Below are 13,732 nucleotides of genomic sequence, written 5' to 3'. Positions count from 1 at the left end.
AGCCGCAGGCGAGGCTGTAACTGTTTTAGAGTTTAAAAATACAACTTCAAATCGGCGGTAAAATAACTGCGGTCGCGGGGAACGCCATTCATGTCTTTGACCCGGTCAGCCGGGGCATAATTGAGCTTCAATACTGTATTATCGAATACGGTATGTTCATAAGAAATTACTAAGCCTTTAAAGTTATCAAAATTAGAACCATTTGTTGGATATCCCCAGCCATTAGGAGTAGTCTCCAGAACAGTATTAGTGCTTGGGTCAAAATATGGATCTGCTTTAACATACATTAAAGAAGCCCCGTTAGAACCGACTTGTCCCGGAACAGCCCCGCGGTATTTAACCCGCGCAAAAAAAGCATCGGCAGCCGATCCGTCATTTTTCAATTTAGCCAGGTTGGCGTTATTGCGCCCGTATTCGCCGGTAAAAACCCAGTCCTTAGCCAGCTTTTGCTGATACCCTACCGTTAAAGTCTTATACGCATTATAGAGATCTTTATCAGTATCTTGCCACAGGGTCGCTACAATCTTCTTATCTTTCTCCACATCATAAGCCACATCCACCCCGTAGTAGGTACGGTTATTGGAAACCGGCCCCCCCAGCTCCGGTATGAAGGTGCAGTTGATTACATTACCAGCAGTAACAGTAGTTGTTAATTTATCATTTTTTAATTTCACGCTGGCCCCGTCAAAATATGGGCTAGATCCAGTTAACCCCAGACCCTGCCAGGTGATTAAACGGCCAACATTGAATTCAGCATTGCCCTTTTTAGCTGTAATCATGGCCATCTCAAGAGAGGTTTCGTCAAATCTCCTACCTAGGTCATAGTTTTCATCAGTATTATGTGAGCCTGCAAAAATCATCCCCGTAAAAGATACATTTTTAGAAACCGGGACAATCAAGCCAATATCGGCCCGGTGATAAAAACCACTTTTACTATAATCATCAGCGAAATTATATATCCCCTTATCATTAGCACTGCTGTATCTGGTATTGAATGTACCGGTTATGACTACATCAGCTCCGGAAATGGCCAGACAAGCCGAATTAGCAGAGACGCCAATCATAAGCGCGGTCAATAAAGCCGTTACCTTTTTTTTCATTAAAACTCCCACCTTAATTTATCTAATATCGTTTTCTAAAATTTGAATAATCTGAAATTAATTTTTAGATGTCCTGCTCGCAAAGCACAGAAACTAATCCATAATATGCTCCCTGTCACCCATCGTCGGAATAACTTTCCTCTCCCACAACTTTCCCAAAGGCCGGTGTAGCCTTATGCTGCTCTTGGCAGATCGCGAACAACATTACGGCTTGTTCCATTCGTACATCACCTCCAAGTAAATTCCGAATTTACTTAAAATGTTACCATATGGAACTTAGCCGGGGAAATTCATTCTTCTAATGGCAACAATAAAAAAATATAATCATAGCCAAACTCTTTGTTTCAATATGTTGTCAGCCTTAGAGAAACTTGTTTTTCTTTCACTTCTATATTTCCTAATCCTTTTTAAGAGACCGATAGGCAGTTATGGCTCCAAATACCAGCATCATTATAACGATTGAGGCCATCCAGCTGGTCTCCAGCAACGGACCGCTATTCATAATGCACTCCTCCTGATTTCCGGTTTTGGTACCAAATAATGCATTGCCCCACAAAGCAGACAAAAATCATAACTCCCATATTGGCAAGGAACAAATCCCAGAAAAGCATTCCAATTCCTCCCCTAAAAATCTCATAGCGTTCATCACGCCTGAGCCGCCTCAGCCCTTTCCTGGGCCAAAACAGCTTTAGACACTCTAAATATTCCGGGTTTTCCTGCGCACAAAGCGGTCATCAGAATACCAACGACAATCGACACACTCAAGGTCGCATACACATTGGCACTTGTCAGCATTTCCAGGCCAATCGCGGCGGGCAAACCGGTAAACGACCAGAGCATGTTAACGATCCAGGCAGCAAACATGGTGGTAATGGCTGCTGTGGTCGACCGCTTCCAGAATAGCCCGATCAGGCACATGACCATGATGGGCGCAGGCCAGGAGAACAGCCAGTTGATGGCAGTAACAATCGGCGGCAGGATGGGCGCCACCGCGGTTGCCAGAATGCAGAAAACGATAATGGTTATGCGGGCCACCCGGTTCTCTTCTGCCGGTGACATACATTTTCTGCTGGTATAAGCGTAAATGTCTTTAGTAAACAGCGTTGATGTTACCAAGGCAATGATAGAGAAGCCGGACAGCATGGATCCGAAGAAAGCGGCCAGCACCAAAGCAATCGCATAATTCGGCAGGTACTCCAGCAGCATCGATATGGCCGCCATTTTAGGACCAAGCGCATGAAATTCCGGAATGCTCTTGGCAGCCAGTCCCATGGAAATTGTAAATACCGCCAGCATACCGTTTACAATCACGGCCACCCACATGGAATTGGCGACAACGCGGTCATCCTTGGCGGCCATGCAGGGCTGCATGAGCTGCTGTCCGAGGCTGTGATTGACAAGAATGGCGATAACCGTGCTCATGCCAAAAGAAATGAGGATTTGCGGCGTGCCCCAGATACTTAGCATCCAGGGCTGCCCCTGATCGATAAAGTACTGGGATACCCCAGCCCAGCCGGCAGGCAGCTTTTCAGTCAGCAGGACAGTAGCCACAGCGAGGCCGCCGTATTTAATGAACGCATTGATAATATTCAGCCAGACAACCTGATTCAGGCCGGACAGGCATACGTACAGTACGCCTAGAATAGCTCCCAGATATACCCCCTGTTCTACGGTAACTCCGGTCATTAAGGCGAAGGATATACCCATCCCCTGCAGTTCCAGGGTCATTACCGCCCAAATGATGGGGATCATAACCGATGGCAAAATCAGCCGCATTTTTTCGCCAAACAGCAAATGCATCAACTCCGGCATGGAGGATACATTCAGCCGCCTAACCCATCTGCCGGTGAATACGCAAACTACGACCAGCAGGATGGAACAGCCAAAACCAAACCATAAACTTGCCGCTCCCATAAACCAGGCCATTTCAAACATCCCGTAAATATGCGGTGTCCCTAGAATACTCAAAGCCAGGGTTATCGACAACAATTGCCAGTTGAGACTGCGGCCTGCCAATAAGAAGCCGTCCTGCCTGGTTTGCTGTCTGTTCAAGTACCAGCCAACGGCAATTATACATAAAAATTCAAATACCAGTACCGCAATCAAAATGCCCAACTTCATTTTACTCCCCCTTTTACCGATGCTTTTTTATTCCTCTCTGGTCGGGTTTTCTTAAAACCAAATAAAAGCAAAATCTTTGTACCTGGGAAATTTTCCTCCTTTCATTGCAACATTATCGCCCGTCATTGTTTTCATATTATTCTGTAAATTTTAAATAACAGGCATGCCTTATTCGCCTTCTATCCACCATCAGTAAATGAAGGATACAAGCTATAATTATAATAAACGGAAAGACATTTTTATGGAAATTCACTTTTCTCATTGCTGCCATAACAAAAAATAATCCCCTGGGCGCCCTTTCTCAGCACGTCTTTATCAAAATAAAAAACTGAGATATAGTATCTCAGTTTTATACTTTGAATTGCTGAATACTACCGCGCAGCTCTTCTGCCATTTTTGCCAGCAGTTGACTGGAATCAGCAATTTCGCCCATAGCGGCGGCTTGTTGCTCGGTAGCGGCCGATACGGTCTCCGCCCGGTCTGACGTATCTTTACTGGACCGGTCAATTTCTTTTACCGCCGCGACAATCTGCTGACTGTTTACAGCCAGTTGTTGAATAGCAGTGGAAATTCCCTGTATCTGCTTGGAAACCTGATTGATTAACGTTTGTATCTTGCCAAATAAGTCTCCTGCTGCGTTTACAGCCTCGGTTCCCAGGTTAACTTCCCGGTTACCCGAATCCATACTGGCGACAGCTTTAGCTGTATCTCCCTGAATTTGACCAATCAGCAGTGCAATCTGCTTGGCCGCTTTTTGCGACTGCTCTGCAAGATTTCTCACTTCTTCAGCTACAACGGCAAAACCACGGCCTTGCTCGCCGGCGCGCGCCGCCTCGATGGCCGCATTGAGCGCCAGTAAATTGGTTTGACCGGCAATATTGGCAATAACATCGACGATTTGCCCAATTTCCCTTGATCGTTCGCCCAGTTCACTAACCGCCTGTACGGAATTGTTTACTACGCTTTTTGCATTTGCCATTTGACGAATTGCCGTCTGAGCAGCCTGGCAGCCTTCTGCGGCGACATTGGCAGTCTGTTCCGCCATTGTGGCGACGTCACCTGTATTGCCGGCGATCTGCCGGATGCTGCCAGCCATATTTTCTACGGCATCGCCGGCGCTATGCGCTGCCTGCACCTGAGTTGCCGCGGCGGCGGCGACATCGCAAATGGCGCCGGCAACCTGCTGGGCTGCCTGAGCTGACTGTCCGGCGCCGGCAGTCATTTCTTCCGAAGATGCTGCCATATGTTCGGATGCCTGATTTATATGTTTAACCAACGTACGCAGACTCTCAACCATCACATCGAATTCACCTGATAAGCGGCCGATTTCATCAGAACCTAATGCCAAACTGCTCACCGCAAGATTGCCGGCTGCAACTTCCTGCGTCCGGTCAACAAGCAATCGTAAAGGAGTAATGATTGTTCTTGCAATATACCAGGCTATACCGCCTGATAATATTACGGCAATTACCAGGACAACAGCCAGTAAAAGGTAGGAGACGTACCTGCTGTGAACAGACTCAGTCAGCTTATTATCCGCTTCTTGCGAAGCATAAGCGGCTAATCTGCTCAAGTTGGCATTAATTATATCAAAATTTTCTGCCACATTCCGGGTAAACTCACTGTACGCCTCCTGTCTTTTTCCTTCTGTCGCCAATTGCATAGTTTTCGAGATAGCCGGAGCTGTTCTTTGCACCGCATCTATCAGACTATCAAACTGTTCCTTCTCAGCAGGATTTAACGGTTGTTTGCTAAAGTTGCCAATAATCTGCTCATTCTCCTGAACTAGCTGTCCAAGTCTGCGGATATCCGCCTGCGCCTTACTGCTATCGGCAGTAGTCGTCAAATCCAGCATTATGGTTGTCACTTGCTGTCCGCGAAAGGCAAGATCACTAATTACTATGGCTTTACTCATCTGCCGGTGAATTTCGTCTGTGTCCTGGGAAATTTTCGCGAAATAATAAATGGCAAAAAAGCCGGATAGTAACTGGCAGGCTAATACAACAACAACTAAACAGGCAAACTTTTCTTTTACTGTCAAATTTTTAAACCAGCTCATGAATTCCCTCGCAATCTTCTGTAATCAAAATATCCCGTGCTCCTCAAGATCACGGGATATTTTGTGATAATAATTTCTATTTCCCCAATTTTTCCGGAACTAATGATAAATTGGCTGAAACTAGTTTCTTAATTGTAGCGTCCGTATTTTTCCACCGCGTCAAAGAAGGCTTTCATATTCTCATGTTTGGCATTCATCGGTACACAACAACCGGAAGAGTAAATGAAACCGCCGTCTTTACCAACCACATTAAACAATTTTTTCGCGTATTCATCCACATCAGTTGCTGAACCTACCGTTAAAAGGGCTGCCGGCATATCGCCCATAATTGCGCAATGACCGTTTAGTATTTCCTTGGCTTTAAAGATATCGGTCGAGCCATCCAATTGAACAACAAACTTTTTCGCCGGCAATTCTAATAAATAGGGCAGATTTTTCGTCCAGTCCGAGTCAAGGTGCAATACCGGAATAATGTCTTTTTCATTCAGGCCGTTGACAAGTCGCTTCATGACCGGCATAAACAGCGCTTCGAACTTTTTCAGGGATATCCATTGAGCACTGCTGCGGGAATCGCCGATAAACGTACGTCTTATACCAATTTGATCGGCTTGCGCCGCAAGGATTGCAATCATGCCATCGGTTACCACATTCATGGCCTCATATACTTTGTCAGGGATCTGAATTACATCTTTAAAGAATTTTTCCAGAGACCGGGTCATAGACAGTACATCAGGCGCCGACCCGCCCAGTATGCCCCAGGTTGAACTCTGCCCGCGGCGCTGAGTACGCAAGTTTTCGTCGACCAGCAGTTTGCCTTTTTCCTCAATAGCCGCAAGCTGCTCTTCCAGAGTAGACCCGTGAGCCACCTGATTAAACTTGCCTACATAAGCCAGGAAGCCTTCATTAATTAAGAGATCATAATCTTCACGGGTTGTAATTTCAACTTCATGCATTTGGAAGGAAGCATTGTCAGGCAGTTCCTTCCCCGGCATGGCGGTGCGCATAAGCCCTACCTTTTTCATCAGCGGCGCATAACGTTCGCACATAATAAAAGGATTGCTGTCCCAAATGGGATAGGCATCTTTCACTTTATCAAGCGCATTCATGCATTTTTCCCAGTCCCACATAAATTCTTTATTAGTAATTCCTGCGAATTGACCGGCATACTGGTCAATCATGGGGGCGCAAACTACCCGGTCCACTGGCTCAAGATTTATTGTGGCAACAAGTCTTTCCTCTGGTGTCATTTGATCTTTATTTACTGCCATTGCCTTCACTCCATTACTAAGAATTTGTTTTCAAATAAATGATACCGAAAAAACCTCGATCAGGGAAATGCATTCTCCTAATCGTGACAATAAGAATTTAAAATAGCGTCAAAGTTCAGGATTTATTTGCCGGTCGCTGCGGCAATCATTGCTTTGACATTTTCCACCTTGGCATTTACCGGCACAGCGCAGCCTGACGCCAGGATAAAACCAGGCCCCATATCCCTAATTAATTTTGTGCAATAATTGTAGACTTCATCCGGTGTGCCAAGCGTAAACATGGCAGCCGGCACATCGCCCTTAATACACATACGATCGCCAAGAACCTCTTTGATCTTATAAATATCGGTTGCGCCATCTGTTTCAAATACGCATTTTCCTTTGGGGAAATCCCTGAAATATTCCAGATCGCGCGCCCAGTTCGAGTCAATGTGAAAGTTAATTACTGCGCCTTCCTCGATAATCACGTCGGCTACCTGCTTTAGATATTTCCAGACAAAACGCTCCCACAGCTTGCGCGAAAAGAATTCACTGGCGCCGCGCGCCGGCGAAATAAAGACATAAGAAGAATTCGTGTCGCGAATCTGCTTGCGCATGTTAGCCAATACTTCTGCCTGAATTACATCAAGAACAGCCTCTACTTTATCTGCCCGCTTGTATAAATCCTGGATGAATTTAGGCATAGACCGGCCGCCGCTTAAAAGCTCATTGACCAGATTAATAACCAAGGGGGAATACACTACATAACCGGCATCTTCAAAATTCTTGACCATTTGCGGCGTATCCGCCAGTTCTGCCATCAGTGAATCAAACTGGACATTTAAGCGTGTTTTCACATAATCCTGCATAAAAGGCGTCCAGCCTTTATTTAAGATCGTGTCATAATCCTCTACCGTCATAACTTCCTTTTCATCAAGCTGCCAGATTACATTATCCGGCAGTTCCCGCCCGGGCAGCTTAATATTGGTCATAAAACCCAAAGGAAAAAGCAAAGCGGCGGCAAAGGCCGAGTCAAAGCCGTCGATATCACCCAGGTCTTTTATGGATTCGACCATTACTTTATTGGAAGTTTTCAGGCTTGTGCAAAACTCAGACAGCCTCACTCCCATATGTGCAGCGCAGAATCCGTCAGCCAGGGTTACTACCGGCGTACGGTCCGGTTTTTCCAAGGCCACTGCCTTTCTGATTCTTTCTTTACGTTCCTGCAGCAGTTCCTGTGATGTTTTCACAGCAATACCTCCAAATGAAAAATAAAATTCGCACTATTATCAATTTTTATATTATAATAAAGTAATCTGTTATGGAAATTTAAAATTCTCATTACAACAATGAGAAAATATAATCACTCATTTTCGAAAACAATAGCTGTTGTCCTATTTATGTTAGCTTGTAATTACCTTATAATTTAGTTAATATTGTGCATATTTTTATTTTGCTGAATTTTTTTTCCAGTTAGGAGGAACTTATGGATATTCGTCAATTGGAGATCTTTGTATGTGTCGCAGAACGGTTAAATTTTACCGAATCAGCCAAACACTTATATCTCACACAATCTGCAGTAAGTTTACAGATAGCCGATTTAGAAAAACAGCTTGATGTTAAACTCTTTGTGAGAAATTCCCATTCAGTCCAGTTGACGGAGGCCGGCCGTTTTTTTTTGAAAGAAGCAAAGTTTATTATTGCCGCTGCAGAGGAGGCAATAATAAAAACCCGTCATATCGCATCCGGGTTTGCCGGTACGCTGAAAGTCGGGTTCCTGGAATCTCATACGAAACACTTTTTGCCTAAACTGGTAAAAGATTTCCGCAGTTCCTATCCGAAAATCAAATTAATACTGACCCAGTTGAATTGGGGTGACCTGAACCTGGCCCTGGAACGCGGCGAGCTGGATGTCGGCCTGACTATGTCGGCTTCCCTGCAAAATACGCCCCGGGTGGTTTGGCAGACACTCTACCATGACGTGGAATGTTTTGTAATGCCCAATGATCATCCTCTGGCCAATCAGCCGCAGCCGGATTTAGCCGCCATAGCCCAGGAGCCCTTTGTCGTTCTCAACCGCGAAGTCGCCCCCTTCCCTTACGATTTTACGCTACGGCTATGTGCCAACCGGGGCTTTACGCCCAACTTTGTGGAGCGGCCCTATCTTACCGAGACTTTGCTTACATTGGTTGAATCGGGAGAAGGCATTGCCATCCTCCCGTTCTTTACCACCAAACCTTACGTCAGCCCTAACCTGCGGTTTATTAAGCTGGAAGGCGACGATGCACAAGTTGAAATGGTCGCATCCTGGAAAAGAACCAACCGGAATCCTGCTATCCCCTTGTTTCTTAACAAAGCACGCGGTGCCATTCAGTTCTTTCAAAATAGCATGCGGCTTCCCGATATTCCCGAATAAATTATTTACCAGTGGCCGCCGCCAGCATGGCCGCTACATTCTCAGGCTTGGCGTTAAACGGTATATCGCAGCCGGAAGACAGGATAAAGCCGCTTGGCCCGATTTCCCGGATTAGTTTGCTGCTGTATTTATAAACATCTTCCGGGGTGCCCAGAGCAAAGAGCGAAGCGGGAACATCGCCCATGATGGCCATATGATCTCCCAGGACTTCCTTAATCTTGAAGATATCGGTTGAACTGTCCGGCGAAAGGATGCATTTCCCCTTCGGCAGCTGCCGGAAGAAATCCAAGTCGCGTTCCCAGTTGGAATCCAGATGGAAAATCGGGATAACGTCTTCTTCGAGCAATACCTCGGTCAATTGCTTCATATATGGCCAGACAAAACGCTGCCAGGTCTTAGGGGATAAGAATTCACTGGCTGACCGCCAGCCGCCAACCCAGGCCCCGACAAAACCTGTACCGTGATAAGCAGCGCGCAAGCCCTGGATAATGTCAGGCATGGCAGCGTCCATAGCCGCCTGCACCTTGTCCGGCATCTTAAACAAATCGCGCATAAATTTCGGCATAGTACGCCCGCCGCAGAAGGCTTCATAAGGGATGACAGCCTGTACACCGGGTGACAGCGGCACAACGCCGATCTCCTGAATCCGTTTTATCGCTTCAGGCAGATAGTCGGCAAAGGGCTGCACCCTAGCCAGCAGGTTGTCCAGGCGGCTGGCCTGAAACTCAGCAAAGAATGCATTATACCCTTTGCTGATAATGGTATCGTAGTCCTCCACTGTCATTAATTCATTCTCGGCTACCTGCCAGGAGACCGTATCCGGCAAATCACGGCCCGGAATCTTCACTTTAGACAGCCAGGCTACCGATAATAAATGGACCGAAAATGTTACCTGCTGCAAAGCGTCAAACTCGCCAAGGCGGGTAAAGGATTTAATAATAGTTTCGTTTAACAGCTTGGGATTATCGGCAATCTCTGATATTTTGACCCCTAAATGATTGGCGCAAAAGGAAGTTGCCAGTGGAACCACCGGCACCCGATCCGGTTTTTCAAGCGCCACCACTGTTTTAATCCGGTTAAGCCTTTCCGTATAAAGTTCTTGCGCTGTTTTCATTACATCGACCTCCATTTTTTAATCCACAGGTTTATAAGTATAGATAACTATACTTATAAACCTGCAAAAATACTCATATATGAATGCATTCATACCGGCGGTATAAATACATATCATCCTGGTTTTTTATAATTTTATGATAGCTTACGCCCTGCAATTAGGGAAATTGGATATTCCGTTTACACTGATTGGAAAATATAATAACAACTGTTTATTTCGCTCAAGAGAAATATACTACGGTCACCGGAGGATTTATGGACATTCGGCAATTGCAATGCTTTACCTGCGTGGCAGAACGTTTAAGTTTTACCGAAGCAGCTAAACACCTGTATCTGACCCAATCGACAGTAAGCCAACAAATCGCCGATCTGGAAAAACAGCTTGCAGTAAGACTTTTCATGCGCAATACCCATTCGGTTCAATTAACGGCAGCCGGTTCGGTTTTCTTGGAGGAGGCTTATGCCCTCATCGCTAAATCGCAAGAGGCTGTTAAACGGACGCGCCAGACGGCGTCAGGCTTTGCCGGCAGTCTAAGAATCGCTTACTTGGAATCAACTGTCCAAAATTTTCTACCGCCGGTAATAAAAAGTTTTCGAAAAAACTACCCAAATGTTAATTTGCATTTGGATATCTTGAACTGGGAGGAACTTAACCGGGCAATTATCCAGGGGGATATCGATGTCGGCTTTACCGTATCCTATGCACTTAGAAATTGGACCGGCATTCTGACCAAAACAATTTACACCGATTACCTTTGCGCAGTTTTGCCTGCCGGTCACCTTTTAGCCAATGAAACTAAGATTGATCTCTGCGCACTGGCTAATGAACCTTTTATTACACTTTCGCCGCAAGGTGCTCCCATGGCCGCATATCAAACGGTAGAAATTTGCGCCAACCGGGGCTTTATGCCCAATATTATCAGCCAGCCGCAACTCCATGAAGGCATATTGCTAATGGTTGAGACCGGCATGGGCGTCGCTATATTGCCGCATCATATCGAGTTTTATGCCGGCCCCGGAGTTCGTTTTGTTGATTTTGCCGGTGAAGATCATTCGCTTGAAATTTTAGCCGCCTGGAAAAAATCCAATACCAACCCTTCCCTGCCGCTATTATTAAATGAATTGCCGCCGCAGGTTGCCAACCGGCCTTGCTGTGACTAGAGACTTAGATCACCATGACCGAAAACACCGCACATTACCAACCAAGTTGTGCGGTGTTTTCTATTTTATATTGTGAAATCAGTATTTTTTATTGACAATCATTCGCTAGTCTATGTAAAATGTTATATAGATGTATATACATAATGTGATTTATATCTTTTATACTGCCGAAGCAGTTTTACCTCAGCAAATAGCGTCAGCTGGAAAAGATGCACAATAGGGAGAATCATATGGCTGCCAGGATAAAGTTAGATATTGTAACTCCGGACCGGATGGTCTATTCCGCAAATGTCAGTATGGTCATAGCCCGGACACAAACCGGCGATCTTAAAATTTTTCCCGGACATGCTTTATTAGTTACCAGCCTTGAAGTTACGTCAGTCAGGATTGTCAGGGAAAAAAGCAGGCAGCAGCTGTCACTGTGCGGCGCCTTTATGGAAATCCGCAAAAAAAAGATCACAATATTAGCCAGTTATGCGGAGATCCAGGCGAAACTTGACGGCAAACAGACCAAAACCGCTAAGATGCGAAAAGAATTACAATTAAAGGGCAGCGCTGACATTGACACCCGCCGTGCCCGGATCTATACCTACCGGGCGGCGCTGAACCCTGAGGTGACTCAGCAAAAAAAAAGCGTAATTAGCAAAAAATATCCGTAGACATATGTCTGCGGATATTTTTTATAATTGTCAGCGACGCTGTTGGCTGCATGCAGGCTACTCCATTATTCATGGTCAAGCGATGGCCATATTAGCTTACCAGCCTGCTTTTTTTATTCGATTCTTCCTTATGTTCAATCCGATTATCGTAAACAGTTAGAAGCTACTGCTGCATCATTTGCCGGTAGCTGCCGCAATCATGGCTTTCACATTCTCCGGGTCAGCATTAAGCGGTGTACAGCAGCCCACTGCCAGAATAAAGCCGTCCGGCCCTAAATCGTTAATCAGCTTGCTGCAATACCGGTATACTTCATCCGGTGTTCCCAGAGTAAGCATGGCGGCAGGCACATCGCCCATAATGCACATACGGCCGCGCAGCACTTCTTTGGCTTTATACAAGTCAGTATTACTATCGGAAGACAGGATGCATTTACCCTTAGGAAATTCTCCCAGATATTCAATAGCGCGGGTCCAGTTATTGTCCCAGTGGAGCAGCGCATAAGCTCCGGCGTCAACTACCGCTTCTACCTGTCTTTTTAAAGAGGGCAGGGCAAAACGCTCCCACATTTTAGCCGACATATATTCCGGCGCACACCGGGTTGCGCCGGTAAAGACGGCAAACGGCTTAATCTGCCCGATTCGCTCTTTGATCATAGCAATCATTTCCGTGGTGATAATATCGATTACCGCTTCCACCTTATCCGGTATCCGGTACAAATCCTTAGTCAGGTTTACCATTCCCCGGGCGCTTGACAGAACATCAAAGGGAACGCCAAAGATTAGCGGGCTAAACGGCACAATACCGGCATTAACGTAATTTGCCACTATTGTTCCCCAGTCTGCTGACAGGTACTTTTGCAGATCAGGCACGGCAAGCGGCAAATACTGCTCAAATACTTGCTGCTGATAGTAGGCAAACCCTTTGTCCAAAATGACATCATAATCCTCCACAGACATGGGTGAAATTTCGTCAATCTGCCATTGAGCGTCCGGCGGCAATTCCCGCCCTGGCAATTTCACCCTGGCTAGAGTTCCCGCGCCCAGGGCATGAACGCAGGGGGCCAAATACTGAATACCGTCGATTTCACCAAGCTGAGAGAGTGATTTTAGGTTGATTTGACTGCTGCTCTCCAGATTGTCAAGATAGTCGGCCAGAGTAACCCCCATATGCCGGGCAAAAAAAGAATCGGCGGCTAACACAACCGGCACCCGGTCCGGCGTTCCCAGTGAAATTGCCGTAGTAAGCCTGTTTAAATGCGTTTTGTATAATTGCTGGCTTTTCTCCATGCTTCCTCCCCCTACAACGTTATGCCTGAGACAGCATTCTGATGTTCACATAGACTTGCCATCAGGCATGCAGTTTATACTATAATGGTAGCCGAAGCTACTACTGTCGTCAAATTCCTATAATTCCGAAAACTATTCCCAAAAATCACACCAACGCGCTCCTATCTTCCGGATCATTTATTCAGAGACTTGGCTTTTGCTGGAGTTAAACCCAGCCTGAAGCTAATCTCTTTATTCAGCATATAAGCCCGGAATTGAGTAAAAAAAAGCGAGACTGCAATCTAATCAGTCTCGTAAATGCGTTCAGGGACAAGTGAAGGTGGGTACGCTTGCCCCGGCCTCCTCAATAAGCGAGTCGGCTTACGCCATTATCTATGTAACGCTTTAAAAAAAGCGGGTTTTTACTTTCATAAGATCTTTCTCTTTATAAACATTCGTAATACATTAACCATGTTTTTATAATACAAATATAGTTAATTTAATTCTTCCTGTCAAGGATTTTTTTCCATTTATTCAAATTCAGTCGTAAACAAGCCGGCAATTGTGATTATGTTAGGCAACCTCTTGGA

Annotated in this window: 10 protein-coding genes; 3 read left to right on the top strand and 7 right to left on the bottom strand. The window is 45.7% G+C overall.

All coding sequences use genetic code 11. The features are described 5' to 3' along the window. Positions 1–32 precede the first annotated feature (32 nt). The 5 genes from SATMO3_RS12480 to SATMO3_RS12460 all read right to left on the bottom strand — a co-directional run bounded on the left by SATMO3_RS12480 (position 33) and on the right by SATMO3_RS12460 (position 7,777). Positions 33–1,100, bottom strand: coding sequence for a hypothetical protein (locus tag SATMO3_RS12480; RefSeq protein WP_371381113.1), 1,068 nt, complete (start codon positions 1,098–1,100; stop codon positions 33–35). Between the two features lie 645 nt (positions 1,101–1,745). After that, positions 1,746–3,221, bottom strand: coding sequence for a sodium:solute symporter (locus SATMO3_RS12475; protein WP_371381112.1), 1,476 nt, complete (start codon positions 3,219–3,221; stop codon positions 1,746–1,748). A gap of 349 nt (positions 3,222–3,570) precedes the next feature. After that, positions 3,571–5,280, bottom strand: a complete 1,710-nt coding sequence (locus tag SATMO3_RS12470) for a methyl-accepting chemotaxis protein (RefSeq protein ID WP_371381111.1) — start codon at positions 5,278–5,280, stop codon at positions 3,571–3,573. A 128-nt stretch (positions 5,281–5,408) separates the two neighbouring features. Next, complete coding sequence (locus SATMO3_RS12465) at positions 5,409–6,548, bottom strand: uroporphyrinogen decarboxylase family protein (protein WP_371381110.1); 1,140 nt, start codon at positions 6,546–6,548, stop codon at positions 5,409–5,411. 122 nt (positions 6,549–6,670) lie between these two features. Further along, positions 6,671–7,777, bottom strand: coding sequence for a uroporphyrinogen decarboxylase family protein (locus tag SATMO3_RS12460; protein ID WP_371381109.1), 1,107 nt, complete (start codon positions 7,775–7,777; stop codon positions 6,671–6,673). A 236-nt stretch (positions 7,778–8,013) separates the two neighbouring features. Between SATMO3_RS12460 and SATMO3_RS12455 the strand changes: the two genes are divergently transcribed. After that, entirely contained in the window at positions 8,014–8,943 is a 930-nt protein-coding gene (locus SATMO3_RS12455; protein WP_371381108.1) for a LysR family transcriptional regulator, read from the top strand. A 1-nt stretch (position 8,944) separates the two neighbouring features. On the opposite strand, the gene SATMO3_RS12450 is transcribed toward SATMO3_RS12455, so the two are convergent. Next, on the bottom strand, positions 8,945–10,057 hold the full coding sequence (locus SATMO3_RS12450) for a uroporphyrinogen decarboxylase family protein (RefSeq protein WP_371381107.1): 1,113 nt from the start codon (positions 10,055–10,057) through the stop codon (positions 8,945–8,947). 254 nt (positions 10,058–10,311) lie between these two features. Here SATMO3_RS12450 and SATMO3_RS12445 point away from each other — a divergent pair, with 254 nt between their 5' ends. Further along, a complete protein-coding gene (locus tag SATMO3_RS12445) occupies positions 10,312–11,217 on the top strand; it encodes a LysR family transcriptional regulator (RefSeq protein ID WP_371381106.1) in 906 nt (301 codons plus the stop codon). A 230-nt stretch (positions 11,218–11,447) separates the two neighbouring features. After that, entirely contained in the window at positions 11,448–11,876 is a 429-nt protein-coding gene (atpC, locus tag SATMO3_RS12440) for an ATP synthase F1 subunit epsilon (RefSeq protein WP_371381105.1), read from the top strand. Positions 11,877–12,050: 174 nt separating this feature from the next. On the opposite strand, the gene SATMO3_RS12435 is transcribed toward atpC, so the two are convergent. Further along, the gene (locus tag SATMO3_RS12435; RefSeq protein ID WP_371381104.1) at positions 12,051–13,163 is read right to left on the bottom strand and encodes a uroporphyrinogen decarboxylase family protein; all 1,113 of its coding nucleotides are present in this window, start codon (positions 13,161–13,163) and stop codon (positions 12,051–12,053) included. Positions 13,164–13,732: the final 569 nt, after the last annotated feature.

The sequence above is a fragment of the Sporomusa aerivorans genome, from assembly GCF_041428895.1.
In the GTDB taxonomy this organism is placed as follows: domain Bacteria; phylum Bacillota; class Negativicutes; order Sporomusales; family Sporomusaceae; genus Sporomusa; species Sporomusa aerivorans.
This window is presented reverse-complemented; position numbering and strand designations above follow the sequence as displayed.